Raw genomic sequence first — 14,154 nt, 5'->3', positions numbered from 1 at the left:
GGATCGGTGACGGCGAAGACGATGATCATCTGGCCGTTTTTGCCTGACGTGATGAACTGCTTGGCGCCGTCGATGACATAGTGATCGCCGTCGCGTCGCGCGCGGCTGCGCAGGTTGGATGCGTCGGAGCCCGCCTGCGGCTCGGTCAGCGCGAAGCCGCCGATCCATTCGCCGCTCGCGAGCTTCGGCAGGAAGCGCTGCTTCTGCTCCTCGCTGCCGAATTTCAGGATCGGCACGCAGCCGACCGAGCTGTGGACGCTCATGATGGTTGAGCACGGCCCATCGCCTGCGGCGATTTCCTCGACGGCCGCGGCATAGGCTACGGTGCCGGTGTCGGAGCCGCCATAGGCTTCCGGAACGAGCATGCCGAGAAGGCCGAGCTCGCCCATCTCCTTGAGTTCCTCGCGGGGAAAGGCGTGATCGCGATCGCGGGCAGCCGCACCCGGCGCGAGGCGCTCGCGGGCGAAGTCGCGGGCGAGATCGCGGATTTGCTGCTGCACATCGGAAAGGATCATAAGCGTTTCCTCCCCATTCTCGTTAGTGCCGCTCGATGGCGACGGCGGTCGCCTCGCCGCCGCCGATGCAAAGGGCCGCCATGCCGCGCTTGAGATCATAGCGCTCGAGTGCCGCGAGCAGCGTGACGATGATGCGCGCTCCGGAAGCGCCGATCGGATGGCCAAGCGCGCAGGCGCCGCCGTGCACGTTGACCTTGTCGTGCGGCAGGTCAAGGTCACGCATCGCCGCCATGGCGACGACGGCGAAGGCCTCGTTGATCTCGAAGAGATCGACGTCCTCAAGCGCCCAGCCGGTTCGATCGGCAAGCTTCCCAAGAGCGCCGATCGGCGCAGTCGCAAACAGGTTCGGCGCCTGCGAATGGGTGGCGTGGCCGGTGATGGTCGCGAGAGGCTGCAATCCCCTGCGGTCGGCTTCCGAGCGGCGCATGAGCACCAGCGCGGCGGCACCGTCGGAAATCGAGCTGGAATTGGCGGCGGTCACGGTGCCGCCATCGCGGAATGCCGGCTTGAGGGTCGGGATCTTGTCGAGCTTCGCCTTGCCCGGCTGCTCGTCGCGGTCGACCGCATGCTCACCTTTGCCGCCTTTGACGGTAACAGGAGTTACCTCGGCGTCGAAATAGCCGGCTTCGATTGCTTTTTGCGCTCGGGTCAGCGAAGCGATGGCGTAGGTGTCCTGCGCCGCGCGCGTAAACTGGTAGGCCTCTGCACAGTCTTCCGCGAAGGTGCCCATCAACCGCCCCTTGTCGTAAGCATCCTCCAGCCCGTCGAGGAACATGTGGTCGATGACGCGCCCGTGGCCGAGGCGGTAGCCGCCCCGTGCCCGATCGAGGAGATAGGGCGCATTCGTCATGCTTTCCATGCCGCCCGCGACGGCGATGGAGGTACTCCCGGCGGCAATCAGGTCGTGAGCGATCATCGCGGCTTTCATGCCGGAGCCGCACATCTTGTTGACGGTACTGGCGGCGGTCGAGAAGGGCAGCCCGGCGCCGATCGCCGCCTGCCTTGCCGGCGCCTGCCCTTGGCCGGCAGGAAGCACGCAGCCGAAGACGACTTCGTCGACGGTTTGGGGCCCGACCTGGCTGCGCTGAAGGGCAGCGCGGATCGCTGCTGCCCCAAGTTCGGGCGCTGCCGCGTCGCGGAGTTCACCCTGAAATCCGCCGATCGGCGTGCGCGCCGAGCCGACGATCACGACTGGGTCCTGCAATGCCATGTCTTTTCCTCCCGAGGGACCGCTCAGCGGGCGCTCATTCGCAATGCGCCGTCGAGGCGGATGACCTCGCCGTTCAGCATGCTGTTCTCACATATATGGCGCACCAGGGCGGCAAATTCAGCGGGCCGGCCGAGACGAGACGGGAAGGGGACGCTCTTGCCAAGCGCCTCCTGAACCTCGTGTGGCATACCTGCCATCATCGGCGTCTCGAAGATGCCGGGAGCGATCGATACGACGCGTATGCCGTGGCGGGCGAGTTCGCGGGCAATCGGCAGCGTCATCGCCGCGATCCCGCCCTTGGAGGCGGAATAGGCGGCCTGCCCGACCTGTCCATCGAAGGCTGCAACCGAGGCCGTATTGACGATCACGCCACGCTCGCCCTCCGCGTCCGGTTCCTCTTGCTGGATGGCGGATGCGGCCAGCCGGATCATGTTGAAGGTGCCGACGAGATTGATGCCGATCGTCTGCGCAAAGCTCTCGAGCCGATGGGGACCGTCGCGCCCGATCACCTTTTCAGCCGGCGCTATGCCGGCGCAATTGATAAGCCCGCGCAGACCGCCAAATGCCTCGAGCGCGGCAGCGACGACATTTGCGCCATCCTCCGCGCTTGTGACGTCGGCATGAACGTAACGAACATCCGTACCGAGTTCCGCCGCGATCTTTTCACCGGCTTCGTCGTTGAGGTCGGCAATGACGACGCGGGCGCCGTCTGCGACCAGCATCCTCGCCGTCGCCGCGCCCAGGCCGGAGCCGCCGCCGGTGACGATAAAGCTTGCGCCACGGATCAACATGGATTTCCTCCCACAGCCCTAACATGCTCCTCTCATGCAGCGCCTAGGCCAGCTGCAGACGCTTGGCGCTGCAAATTGGCTCCTCCAGAATAGCACGGAGTCTATGTCGTCCCACTATTGCAAGCGATGACTAAACTGCTCCATAATTTCGGACAGTTTTGCCACACCGGGAGGCGGCAATGGCGGAAATCGAGAGGCGCATGATCGCGCCAGGATTTGTCGAGGAAGCGCTCGAAAGCCTCCGCCGGATGGGAAAGCCGGCGGAGGCTATGCTCGCCGCAATCGGCCTGCCGGAGAATGTCGACGAGCCCGTCTCGGCCGAAGTCTATGGCGCACTGTGGCTCGCGATCGCGGCCGAACTCGACGACGAATTCTTCGGGATGGGCGGACGTCCAATGCGCAGAGGAAGCTTCACCTTGCTCTGCCACTGCGTGCTGCATGCGCCGACGCTCGGCCACGCCTTGCGCCGGGCGCTGCGTTTCCTCAATATCGTGCTGGAGGATCCACGGGGCGAACTCGTCATCCGCGACGGGATGGCACAGATCGAACTCAGGGATGCCGGTCCGCCGCGCTCGGCTTTCGCCTATCGCACGTACTGGATCATTCTCCACGGGATCACCTGTTGGCTGGTTGGCCGCCGCATTCCGATCCGGCTGGTCGATTTCCGGTGCGACGAACCTCAACAAGGGGCCGATTACCGGCTCTTCTTCGGCGCGCCGGTTCGTTTCTCCCAGCCGATCAGTCGGCTTGGCTTCGACATCGCCATGCTTGACCTGCCGGTCTCACGCTCCGAGCAGGCACTGAAGCAATTCCTGCGCGGTGCGCCGGCGAACATTCTCGTGCGCTACCGCTACGATGCCGGGCTCGCTGCCAGCGTGCGCCGCAGGCTCGGCCGCGTGCCTCCGACTGCCTGGTCGAGTTTCGTGGACCTCGCGGCCGAAATGCGGATGCCGCCGTCCACGCTGCGCCACAGACTCGACGAGGAAGGCCAGAGCTATGCCGCCATCAAGGACGACATACGCCGCGACCTTGCCGTCGACATGCTGCTCAACACGTCGAAGACGGTCGGCGATATCGCAACACAGCTCGGCTACTCCGAACCCAGCGCCTTCTATCGCGCATTCCGCAAATGGATGTTCAAGAGCCCGGACGCCTTCCGCCGGGAGAGTAGAGTTGCGGTTAGCGGCTGAACACCTTCCGCCGGGACCTAGCGAATCAGAATCGCCCTGAAGTCATTGACGTTGGTGCCCGTCGGTCCGGTCTCAAAGAGATCGCCGATTGCTTGAAAGCCTGAATAGCTGTCGTTGGCGTCAAGCAGCCGGCGGGGATCGAGGCCTTGGGCACGCAGGCGTTTGACCGTGGAACCGTCGGCGAACGCGCCTGCATTGTCTTCCGAGCCGTCGATGCCGTCGGTATCGGCGGCCAGCAGATGGATGTCATGGCCGTCGATCGCCAGCGCTGCGGCGAGCGCGAATTCGCCGTTGCGTCCGCCCTTGCCGCCTTTGGCCCTCAGCGTAACGGTCGTCTCGCCGCCGGACAGGATGACCACCGGCTTCTCGAAGGGCCGGTTATGGCCAAGCACCTCGCGGGCGATCGCCGCATGCACCAGCGCGACGTCACGGGACTCGCCTTCGATCGAATCCGAGAGGATCACCGGCGTAATGCCCTGTGACCCCGCGAGCGCCGCGGCCGCCTCGAGCGAAACGCCGGCCGAGGCGATGATATGGTGCGTATGCCCGGCAAAGATCGGATCGTCCGCGCCAGGCGCATCGGCTTGCGGCGAGGCAAGATGGTTAAGGGCCGCCTGCGGTAATTTCAGTCCGTATTGGCGGACTATTTCCAAAGCGTCCTGCCGGGTCGAGCTGTCAGGAACGGTCGGGCCGGAGGCGACATGCGCAGGATTGTCGCCCGGGATGTCCGAAACGATCAGGCTGACAACGCGCGCCTTTGTGGCAGCGGCCAGCCGTCCGCCCTTGATCGTGGACAGATGCTTGCGCACAACGTTCATCGCCGAAATCGGCGCCCCCGAGGCAAGCAGCATCTCGTTCAGCGCAATCTCGTCGTCGAGGGTCAAGCCTTCGGGCGGCGCCGGCAGCAAGGCGGAGCCGCCGCCGCAGATCAGCGCGATCACCAGATCGTCCGGCGTCAGGTCCTTCGCCGCTTCCACCAGCCGCTTGGATGCGGCAAGGCCAGCGGCATCCGGCACCGGATGAGCAGCCTCGATGATCTCGATCGACTGCGTTTCGCAGCCATAGCCGTAACGTGTAACCACGACGCCATCGAGCGACCCGTCCCAGACGCTCTCAAGCGCGCGTGCCATCTGTGCGGCACCCTTGCCGGCGCCGATGACTACGGTGCGGCCTTTTGGCTTTGCGGGCAAATGCGCCTTGATACCGGTCAGCGGGTCGGCCGCCCGTACGGCCTCATGGAACAGGGACGACAAGAAGGTGCGGGGGGATGAAACAGTCACAAGAAATCTTCCGAATCTACATCGCCGGACAGCCGTGTGCGCCGGTACTCCTCAGCCAGCACCATTCAGAAGATCGACCGGTTGCGCAAGTCCGAGATTCGGGATTTTCGTTTTTCTGCGTCAAGAAGGTAGCCCCCGCGGGGCACGCCGTGGTGTGGAAAAGATGATCGTTGCCTTTTCCGTCCAAGCTTCCTATCGATAGTGCGATACGCATGCAGACGACCGACCGCTCAAGGAGGAGGAGTAGGGATGTCGCACTTCCTTTGCTGCGAATCTTCGCAACGCTGATTGCGCTTCCTCCCGCATTGTTGATCCTGAAGAGGCCAAGACATGAGCATCACTCTTTCCGGCAAGACAGTCCTGATCACGGCCGCAGCGCAGGGCATCGGCCGCGCCAGCGCGATTGCGTTCCATCAGGCCGGAGCAAAGGTCCACGCAACGGATATCAATACGGATGCGCTGGCAGCGCTTGCCGAAGAGACCGGCATATCGACGCACAAGCTCAATGTGCTGGACGAGGAGGCGGTGAAGGCGCTGGTCGCTGAAATCGGCGCCGTCGACGTGCTCTTCAATTGCGCTGGCTTCGTGCACGCCGGGTCCATTCTCGAAATGAAGGATTCGGATCTGGAATTCGCCTTCGATCTCAACGTCAAGGCGATGATCCGCACGATCCGCGCCGTGCTGCCCGGCATGTTGGAGCGGAAAGACGGGTCGATCATCAACATGGCTTCCGTCGCCTCCAGCATCAAAGGCGTGCCGAACCGCTTTGCCTACGGCGTCACCAAGGCCGCCGTGCTCGGTCTCACGAAATCGGTTGCCGCCGATTACGTGGCGAACGGCATCCGCTGCAACGCCATCTGCCCTGGTACCGTCGAAAGCCCGTCCCTGCAGGACCGCATGCGCGCGCAGGGTGACTATGAGACAGCGCGTGCCGCCTTCATTTCGCGCCAGCCGATGGGCCGTCTCGGCACGCCCGAAGAGATCGCCGATCTTGCCGTCTACCTCGCCGGTGCCACCTATACCAGCGGCCAGGCCTATTGCATTGACGGCGGCTGGACGATCTGATCGTCCGAGCCTCCGGGGGAGGAGCCCATGACCCGCATTACCGGCCTTCGTGTCTTTGATCTTCGCTTTCCGACCTCGCAGAGCCTCGACGGATCCGACGCGATGAACCCGGATCCCGACTATTCGGCGGCTTACGTCATTCTGGATACCGACGAGCCGCAGCTTTCAGGGCACGGTCTGACCTTCACCATCGGCCGCGGCAACGATATCTGCTGCATGGCGATCGAGGCGATGAAGCATCTGGTTCTCGGCGCGGACCTCGCTGAAATTCTCGCCCATCCGGGCAGATTCTGGCGCCATCTGACAAGCGACAGCCAGCTCCGCTGGATCGGGCCGGAAAAGGGCGCCATCCATCTTGCGACCGGGGCGGTGGTCAACGCGGTCTGGGATCTTCTTGCCAAGCAGGCCGGAAAACCGGTGTGGCGGCTCGTTGCGGAGATGAGTCCGGAAGAAATCGCCGACATCGTCGACTATCGTTACCTGACCGACGTTCTGACGCGTGACGAGGCTGTCGCGATCCTGAAACGTGCCGAGGCCGGCAAGGCGGAGCGGATTGCGACGCTCGAAAAGGAAGGCTACGCCTCCTACACGACATCCGCCGGCTGGCTCGGCTATGACGACGCGAAACTGCGCCGGCTCTGCCAGGAAGCGATCGACGCCGGTTTCAACCACGTGAAGATGAAGGTCGGCCGCGATCTTGCAGACGATATCCGCCGCCTGCGCATCGCCCGCGAGGTCATTGGACCGGATCGCTACCTGATGATCGACGCCAATCAGGTCTGGGAGGTCAGCCAAGCGATCGACTGGGTGAAGGAACTAGCGTTCGCCAAACCCTACTTCATCGAGGAACCAACCAGTCCCGATGATGTAGCCGGGCATCGGAAGATCCGCGAGGCGATCGGCCCGGTCAAGGTCGCGACCGGCGAGATGTGCCAGAACCGCATCATGTTCAAGCAGTTCATCGCCGAGGGCGCAATCGACATCGTGCAGATCGACTCCTGCCGTATGGGCGGGCTGAACGAGGTGCTGGCGGTGCTGCTCATCGCCGCCAAATACGGCCTACCGGTCTGGCCGCATGCGGGCGGCGTCGGCCTTTGCGAATATGTGCAGCACCTGTCGATGATCGACTATGTCGCTGTGTCCGGCACCAAGGAAGGCCGCGTGATCGAATATGTCGACCATTTGCACGAACATTTCCTCGATCCGTGCGTGATCAGGGACGCCGCCTATATGCCGCCTTCCAATCCCGGTTTTTCAATTGAAATGAAGGCGCAGTCGATCACCGACTACACCTTCAAGGGGTGATAGTTCAGGCTGCGCGCTGACCGGTGCCCTGAATAGCGGCGAGCTTCCAGTCGCCGCCATTCCTCCGAGTGAACGTCCAGACTTCGGTGCTCTCGCTCGGGTGGCTGTCGTCACCGGAGACGACGCGGCCGGTGTTGCGGTCGACCATCGCGTCGACCGACGAATAGCGCATGGCAAGCGTCGCATAGTCCTGATCGCCTTCGCGCCAGGCTTCGGCAATATCGCCCTGCAGCAGCTTGACGTCGGAGACGCTGTTGCGCACGCCATTGGTGGCGTTCTCGCCAAGCTCTTCTGCGAGATAGGACATGGCTTCGGGCGTCGTCAGCTTGCGGAGCATGCCGTAGTCCTCGGCGCCGTAGGCAGTCTGCACCTTGGTCAGCAGCTCTTCGAACTGGTCGAGATCGGCTTGTGTGAGCCCGATTTCATCGTTCGGCCGATTATTGCGCTGCTGCTGGTAGCCGCCGGCGCCGGAACCGATCGTGGGAATGCGAAACGACGAATTGTTGTTCGACGACATGTTGCTATAAGACGGACCGCCCCGGCCACTGGCTCCACCGTAGGACGGCTGGCGGCGATTGGCGAAGAAGCGCATGGCAAGCGTCACGGCGCCAAAGATCAGCGCGATCTGCAGCAGCATGCCGAGGAAACCGAAGCCGCCGCCGAATCCATGGCCGAGCAGCATGCCGAGCAGGCCACCGGCAATGAGGCCTCCGATCATCGAACGGCCGAAACCGCCGAACAGGCCACCCGGGCGCTGTGTGTTAAAAGGCTGTTGCGCAGTGGCGGGTGTCTGCGGACGCGGCGTCATCGAGCGTTCCATCGGCGCGGCCGGAGCCGGCGCGGTGCGCGTGACCGGCGGCGCTTGGAAAGTGCGCGTCCCGCGGCTGCCGAATCCACCGAAACCTCCGGCGCGGCGCGCCTCGGCGTCGCCATAGGCAGCAAAAATGGTAGCGCTCGTCAAAGCGGCGATAGCCACGAACTTGGCAAGACGCGAAACGGTACTCGGCATCTCATCTCCTCTCATGCCCAACCACGGCATGGTGCAATTCATACGGTGAAACTCATATAGGCGCTGGTTAGGCGATTTGAAGTTCTGCGACCGGACTTATTGGCAGACATCGACCCATTTGGCCCGGGTGAGTTCGGCCAGCCGCTCCGTCGAAATGCGAACAGCCGAGTTTGTCGAACCGGCGGCTGGCACCACTTCGTCGTAGCGTTTCAGCGAAATATCGCAATAGACTGGGATCGGCGCGGGTAGCCCGAAGGGGCAGACACCGCCGACCGGATGACTGGTCGCTGCCAGGACTTCCTCCGGTCCCAGCATCCGGCCTTTGCCGCCGAAGGCATCCTTGAATTTCCGGTTGTCGAGACGTGCCGTACCGCTTGCGACGACCAGCATCGTCTCTTCGCCGACCCGCAGGCAGATCGTCTTGGCGATCTGCGCAGGTTCGACGCCATGCGCTTCGGCCGCTAGCGCGACCGTCGAAGAGCTGCCGGTGGTTTCGATGATCTCAATGTCGGGTGCATGTGCGCCGAAAAAGGCGCGGACGGATTCGAAGCTCATGGACCGATGCTAAACCAGGAAGGGCAGGATTTGAACCCCCAGGAAAGCGACTCGCAATCAAGATATTTCAACCCGATTTCGAGCCGGGCGCACTTGCGATCGGGCTGGTTTTCTGAACCTCTTGTCGGGCGGAGCAGACGTTTGAGGGAGGAAGCCATGCGGCGCATCGATTGTCATATGCATTTCTGGACATTGGCGATGGAGCCCTACTATTCGCTCTGGATGTCGCCGGATGACAAAGTGCTGTACCGCGATTACGGGCCGCGCGATGCCCTTCCGCTGATGGAGAAGAACAATGTCGAGGGCGTCGTCCTCGTCTCCGCCGCGTCCTCTGTTCATGAAACCGGCTACCTTCTTGGTCTTGCCGATGGGCGCGATTTCGTCAGGGGGGTCGTTGCCTGGCTCGATCTCTTGGCGCCGACGGCCGCAGCCGACCTCGCCGGCTGGGCGCGCTTTCCGAAGCTGAAGAGCATCCGTCCCTACCTTCAGGACCTGCCGGAAGACGACTGGATCCTCAAGAAGGAGCTCGATCCCGCGTTCCGCGCCATGCTCGACCTCGGCCTGCGGTTCGACGCGCTGATCAAGCCGCGGCATATCCTCAACACGATCAGGTTCATCGAGCGTTATCCCGATCTGCCTGTCATCGTCGATCACATGGCCAAGCCTGAAATCGGAAGCGGCAACTTCGAGCCGTGGCGGCGCGACATGGAACGTTTCCGTGATCTTCGCCACGTCCATTGCAAGATCTCCGGGATCGTCACCGAGGATGGTCCGGACTGGACACCGGAGCGGCTTCAGCCCTATCTGGAGGCTGTCTTCGATATCTTCGGTTCAGATCGGCTCGTCTTCGGAAGCGACTGGCCCGTTGTCAATCTCGTTGCGGACTACAGCCGCTGGATCGAGACCCTCGGCAATGCCATGAAGAACCTGAGTGCTGCCGACCAGCAGAAGATCTGGGCATCGAACGGCGAACGCTTCTACGGGCTCTGAGCCGCCTGAAAGGAATTCGGGCTAGTTCGACGTCTTTCTCAGCATACCCTCGTAGATGCCCTTGTCGGGCGCGGGAATTTCGATGGCGCCGGCTGTCTTCGCATAGAAATCGACGGGGCCGGCGTCGCCGATGATGGCATAGGCATACCCAAGGGTTTTCATGGTCTGGAGGCAGGCGGAAAAGAGCGCGAGGCCGATGCCCTTGCCGCGGGCGGCGCTATCGACGCCGGTCGGACCAAAGAAACCACGGGCGGTGGCGTCGTAGCAGGCAAAGCCGAGCAATTTACCGTTTTCAACCGCGATCAGGCAGGCGATGGGCTGACGCGAAAAGGAAACATTGCATTCGCTCGCCCAGTCCTCGCTGAAGTTCAGCCGCACCCAGTCGACGACGATATGCAGCTCCGGAGGAAGAGCCGGCCGAATGGTCACGCCAGCCGCTTCGGCCTTCTGCTTTAGCTCATCGAGCTTGTTGGAATACAAGCTCACCAGCAGGTCTGCCACCTCAAGCCCTCCCGAATAGACGTCTTTCAACGAGATTGATTTTGCTGCACACGGCTTGTCAACAGTCCCTGAGTCGAGGAGGTGCAGCAAAAAAAGCAAAAAGGCGGACCGGCTTTCGCCGACCCGCCTTGTAAGGCGATGCGCTTCGCTTCTAGCCCTGCATGTAAGGCCAGACTTCCAGGGTGCCGCGATACATCATGTCGAGCGCGACATAGAGGATGATCAGCAGGCCAATATAGGCGATCCAGCGGTGGCGGTTGAGCAAGCGCGCGACGAGATTTGCCGCGATGCCCATCAGGGCGATCGAAAGTACAAGTCCAACGATCAGAACGGTCGGATGCTCGCGAGCGGCACCGGCAACGGCCAATACATTGTCCAGAGACATCGACACGTCGGCGATGACGATCTGGCTCGCGGCCTGCATGAAGGTTTTCTTGTATTTCGGGGCCGCTCCTTCATCGAGGGTCTCGTCGACGCTTCCATGCTGCGAGCGAAGCTCGCGCCACATCTTCCAGCAGACCCAGAGCAGGAGCAGGCCACCGGCCAGCAATAGGCCGACGATATTCAGGAGTTGAACCGTGACCGATGCAAAAGCAACACGCAGTACGGTGGCTGCCAGAATGCCGACCAGAATGGCCTTCTTGCGCTGTTCGGCCGGCAGGCCGGCCGCAGCAAGGCCGATGACGACGGCGTTATCGCCGGCAAGAACAAGATCGATCGCGATGACTTGCAGGAGCGCAGCCAAACCCGCGGCAGTAAAAATTTCCATAGAAAACGTCCCCCGATGCTTTCGAGAAGCCGTGCTAGTGTCCTCGGCACGTCGCGTCAACCCACGAATGACACGAGCTGGGATAAATGCGGCACCCGAGGCGCTCACTGTCCCCAGGGGTCCAAGAAGATGTCAGTGCTTCAGCCTGATGATGATCTCGCGGTACTCATCGGCAATGGCGACGGCTGCTTTCGCAACCACCGGACTGATCGAATTATGATCAATTGCCAGGCGGCAGGTCTCGAAAATACCCCGCAGTTCGTGCTCAATATCGGAAAGATGAGGATATTTCTGAACCAGAAGGTGCGGCAGCGCTTTGGCCTTTTCCTTCATGGGTTTGCTTTCATCAGGGAACTGCGATGGGTCAGCGATCACTTCGCGAATCGCATCTTCGAGACGCCAGGTTGCGCCAATCATCTCTGTGACCGATACCATGATAGCCCTCCGTGTCGAAGCAGCGATAGATGTACCAGGGGCTCAACGCAATCCTTGTGCCAGATTGACGATGCAGTACCTAGCAAGTGCGGTGACGGATCAAAGCGCCGCACGCTTGTCGAATCGGGCGACTCGGGAAAGCAGAAAATCAACTTCCGCCTTTGCTTTCTCTGAAATGCCGCCGGTGGGTTTACGCTGCGCGTCGCTGGCGATCGCCCCGCGCCGCTGCAGGACATATTTGCGTACGGCAAGACCGACGCCCTGTTGCTGCTCGTAGCGAACAAGCGGCAGGTGGGCATCAAAGAGATCGTGCGCCGCATCGCGCTTGCCAGCCTGCTGGAGATTGACGACGTCGACCAGCATGTCCGGGAAGGCATAGCCCGTCATCGCGCCATCGGCGCCGCGTTCCATCTCGAAATCGAGAAACAGCCCACCATTGCCGCAAAGGATCGAGATATCCCGCATGTCGCCAGCCTTTTGCGCCGTGCGCAACCGCGAAATCTTCTCAAGTCCCGGCCAGTCCTCGTGCTTGAGCATGACGCAGGATGTGTGATTGTTGACGATCTTCTGGATAACGCCGGGCGTCATGACGACGGTGAGTGTCAGCGGGTAATCCTGGATGACGAAGGGAATGTCTTCGCCGATCGCCTCGACCGCCTGAGCATAATAGCCGATAATTTGGTCGTCGGTCCGCAGCGATGGCGGCGGGGCGATCATCACCCCTGCAGCGCCGAGATCCATCGCGCCGCGGGCCAGTGAGCGCATTGCCGCGAAGCCTGGCGCAGACACGCCGACGATCACCGGAACGCCTGCGCGCTTGACGACCTGCCGGGTGATCGCAAGCGATTCCTCCGGCTCGAGCTTCGGCGCTTCGCCCATGATGCCGAGAATCGTAAGCCCGGTGACGCCGCAGCCAAGATAGAAATCGGTGAGCCGATCGACCGATACCGTATCCAGCCGCCCATCCGGATGAAAGGGCGTCGCGGCAATGGCATAGACGCCCGTGGCTGTGTGATCGAGTCTCATGTGCACCTCCCTCGTTCGGCCGAAACTTAGGCGGACTCGTACTTCCGATCAAATTGAAATGCACCGTTTGCACAGCGATTTGGCATCCGACACGAGGGGCGATGTTGCAGGCTCCGCCACCCGCGTCTAAGACAAATGCGAGTTCACCCATCTGGATTTTCTTCATGTTCGAGATTTTATGGCGCGGCATCGCAATGGGGATCGGCGCGACGATCCTCATGGATATCTGGGCAATCATCCTTTCCGGCGTTTTCGGCCAGCCCGCTTCCAACTGGGCGCCTGTCGGGCGCTGGTTTTGGCATCTCGGTCGCGGCAAGGTGTTTCACGACGCAATTGCAGATGCGAAGCCCTATGAACATGAACTGGCGCTGGGATGGATCGGCCACTATGCGATCGGCATCATCTACGGCCTTGTTCTTGCGGTTATCATGGGTCCATCGTGGCTGGCGGCGCCGACCTTCATCCCTGCCTGGATTCTCGGCATTGTCACCGTGGGCGCCGGTTGGTTCCTGCTGCAGCCGGGCCTTGGTCTCGGCCGGGCCGCGTCGAAGAGGCCGAACCCGAACAAGGTGCGCGCGCTCAACCTGATTGCGCACACGGTCTTCGCGATCGGGCTCTACGGCACGGCTCTCATGATCCGCTGAGAGCAGCGCGAGACCGCAAGGAGACTACGTGAGACATATCTACGTTATCGGCATTGGAACCGGAAACCCGGAGCATGTGACCATTCAGGCGATCAACGCGATGAATGCCGCCGATCTTATTTTCATTCCCACGAAGGGTGCGAAGAAGGAGGAGCTTGCAGAAGTCCGGCGCGAAATCTGCGAGCGATATGTCCAGCGGGCTGCCGGAAAGACGGTCGAGTTCGCCGTACCGGTGCGCGAGACGAAGGATCGCAGCTATGTGCAAAGCGTCGATGACTGGCATGCCGCGATCGCTGCGACGTATCTCGGCCTGATCGGCCGCCTGCCGGAAAACGGATCGGCGGCCTTTCTCGTGTGGGGCGACCCGAGCCTTTATGACAGCACGTTGCGCATCCTGGAACGCGTGCGGGCCAAGGTAGAATTCGCGATCACCGTCATCCCGGGCATTACCAGCATTCAGGCGCTTGCAGCGAGCCACCGCATTCCGGTCAATCTCGTCGGCAAGCCGGTGGAGATCACGACCGGCCGAAGACTTGCCGAAGAGGGGCTGAAGGCGGAAAGTACGGTCGTGATGCTCGACGGCATACAGGCCTTCGCGAAGATCGACGATGCGGATGCGGAGATTTTCTGGGGAGCCTACCTCGGCACCAAGGATGAAATCATCCGTGCCGGGCGGCTTGGCGATGTCGCCGACGATATCGTACGAACGCGGGCGGAAGCGCGCGAGCGGCACGGCTGGATCATGGACATTTACCTGCTCCGCAAAGGCCGCGACTTCGAGTGATAGGGCCGGCGCTTTGCCGCGTCCCCCATCCTGTAAGGACATGGGATGAAAGGATGAGCCATGGGCTTTGCCGGCGAAAGACAGA

General features: G+C 62.1%; 16 protein-coding genes. 6 read left to right on the top strand and 10 right to left on the bottom strand.

Annotated elements, in window-relative coordinates; all coding sequences use genetic code 11:
* From ACPYOI_RS14285 to ACPYOI_RS14275, 3 genes are all read right to left on the bottom strand, one after another.
* Positions 1-515, bottom strand: a 515-nt coding sequence (locus tag ACPYOI_RS14285) for an acyl-CoA dehydrogenase family protein (RefSeq protein WP_481422966.1), incomplete at its 3' end; no start/stop codon positions are given.
* A 22-nt stretch (positions 516-537) separates the two neighbouring features.
* The gene (locus ACPYOI_RS14280) at positions 538-1,725 is read right to left on the bottom strand and encodes an acetyl-CoA C-acyltransferase (RefSeq protein ID WP_481422965.1); all 1,188 of its coding nucleotides are present in this window, start codon (positions 1,723-1,725) and stop codon (positions 538-540) included.
* Positions 1,726-1,748: 23 nt separating this feature from the next.
* Complete coding sequence (locus tag ACPYOI_RS14275; RefSeq protein ID WP_481422964.1) at positions 1,749-2,516, bottom strand: 3-hydroxyacyl-CoA dehydrogenase; 768 nt, start codon at positions 2,514-2,516, stop codon at positions 1,749-1,751.
* A gap of 179 nt (positions 2,517-2,695) precedes the next feature.
* Between ACPYOI_RS14275 and ACPYOI_RS14270 the strand changes: the two genes are divergently transcribed.
* Positions 2,696-3,706: an AraC family transcriptional regulator gene (locus tag ACPYOI_RS14270; RefSeq protein WP_481414556.1), complete on the top strand. Its 1,011-nt coding sequence runs from the start codon at positions 2,696-2,698 to the stop codon at positions 3,704-3,706.
* A gap of 17 nt (positions 3,707-3,723) precedes the next feature.
* Here the strand turns inward: ACPYOI_RS14270 and ACPYOI_RS14265 are convergent, their stop codons facing one another.
* On the bottom strand, positions 3,724-4,986 hold the full coding sequence (locus ACPYOI_RS14265) for a glycerate kinase type-2 family protein (protein ID WP_481414555.1): 1,263 nt from the start codon (positions 4,984-4,986) through the stop codon (positions 3,724-3,726).
* Positions 4,987-5,316: 330 nt separating this feature from the next.
* Here ACPYOI_RS14265 and ACPYOI_RS14260 point away from each other — a divergent pair, with 330 nt between their 5' ends.
* The gene (locus ACPYOI_RS14260; protein ID WP_481414554.1) at positions 5,317-6,051 is read left to right on the top strand and encodes an SDR family oxidoreductase; all 735 of its coding nucleotides are present in this window, start codon (positions 5,317-5,319) and stop codon (positions 6,049-6,051) included.
* Positions 6,052-6,078: 27 nt separating this feature from the next.
* The gene (locus ACPYOI_RS14255) at positions 6,079-7,356 is read left to right on the top strand and encodes an L-fuconate dehydratase (RefSeq protein WP_481414553.1); all 1,278 of its coding nucleotides are present in this window, start codon (positions 6,079-6,081) and stop codon (positions 7,354-7,356) included.
* Between the two features lie 4 nt (positions 7,357-7,360).
* Here the strand turns inward: ACPYOI_RS14255 and ACPYOI_RS14250 are convergent, their stop codons facing one another.
* Together ACPYOI_RS14250 and ACPYOI_RS14245 are read right to left on the bottom strand one after the other, a co-directional pair.
* Positions 7,361-8,365, bottom strand: a complete 1,005-nt coding sequence (locus ACPYOI_RS14250) for a Tim44 domain-containing protein (protein WP_481414552.1) — start codon at positions 8,363-8,365, stop codon at positions 7,361-7,363.
* A gap of 96 nt (positions 8,366-8,461) precedes the next feature.
* Positions 8,462-8,920, bottom strand: a complete 459-nt coding sequence (locus tag ACPYOI_RS14245) for a YbaK/EbsC family protein (protein ID WP_168829857.1) — start codon at positions 8,918-8,920, stop codon at positions 8,462-8,464.
* A 156-nt stretch (positions 8,921-9,076) separates the two neighbouring features.
* Here ACPYOI_RS14245 and ACPYOI_RS14240 point away from each other — a divergent pair, with 156 nt between their 5' ends.
* Positions 9,077-9,910 carry an amidohydrolase family protein gene (locus ACPYOI_RS14240; RefSeq protein ID WP_481414551.1) on the top strand — a complete coding sequence of 278 codons (834 nt, stop codon included), beginning with the start codon at positions 9,077-9,079 and terminating at the stop codon, positions 9,908-9,910.
* Between the two features lie 21 nt (positions 9,911-9,931).
* Here the strand turns inward: ACPYOI_RS14240 and ACPYOI_RS14235 are convergent, their stop codons facing one another.
* The 4 genes from ACPYOI_RS14235 to ACPYOI_RS14220 all read right to left on the bottom strand — a co-directional run bounded on the left by ACPYOI_RS14235 (position 9,932) and on the right by ACPYOI_RS14220 (position 12,641).
* Positions 9,932-10,411: a GNAT family N-acetyltransferase gene (locus ACPYOI_RS14235; protein ID WP_481422963.1), complete on the bottom strand. Its 480-nt coding sequence runs from the start codon at positions 10,409-10,411 to the stop codon at positions 9,932-9,934.
* A gap of 151 nt (positions 10,412-10,562) precedes the next feature.
* The gene (locus tag ACPYOI_RS14230; protein ID WP_481414549.1) at positions 10,563-11,180 is read right to left on the bottom strand and encodes a TerC family protein; all 618 of its coding nucleotides are present in this window, start codon (positions 11,178-11,180) and stop codon (positions 10,563-10,565) included.
* 132 nt (positions 11,181-11,312) lie between these two features.
* A complete protein-coding gene (locus ACPYOI_RS14225) occupies positions 11,313-11,597 on the bottom strand; it encodes a hypothetical protein (protein ID WP_481414548.1) in 285 nt (94 codons plus the stop codon).
* Positions 11,598-11,714: 117 nt separating this feature from the next.
* A complete protein-coding gene (locus tag ACPYOI_RS14220; RefSeq protein ID WP_481414547.1) occupies positions 11,715-12,641 on the bottom strand; it encodes a dihydrodipicolinate synthase family protein in 927 nt (308 codons plus the stop codon).
* 164 nt (positions 12,642-12,805) lie between these two features.
* Between ACPYOI_RS14220 and ACPYOI_RS14215 the strand changes: the two genes are divergently transcribed.
* Both ACPYOI_RS14215 and cobF read left to right on the top strand, forming a co-directional pair.
* Positions 12,806-13,285: a DUF2938 domain-containing protein gene (locus ACPYOI_RS14215; protein ID WP_481414546.1), complete on the top strand. Its 480-nt coding sequence runs from the start codon at positions 12,806-12,808 to the stop codon at positions 13,283-13,285.
* Positions 13,286-13,313: 28 nt separating this feature from the next.
* Positions 13,314-14,069: a precorrin-6A synthase (deacetylating) gene (cobF, locus tag ACPYOI_RS14210; RefSeq protein WP_481414545.1), complete on the top strand. Its 756-nt coding sequence runs from the start codon at positions 13,314-13,316 to the stop codon at positions 14,067-14,069.
* Positions 14,070-14,154 lie beyond the last annotated feature (85 nt).

The sequence above is a fragment of the Rhizobium sp. SVR5-2C genome (assembly GCF_056755115.1).
The sequence above is the reverse complement of the archived record's forward strand: the minus strand, read 5'-3'. Positions and strand labels throughout refer to the sequence as shown.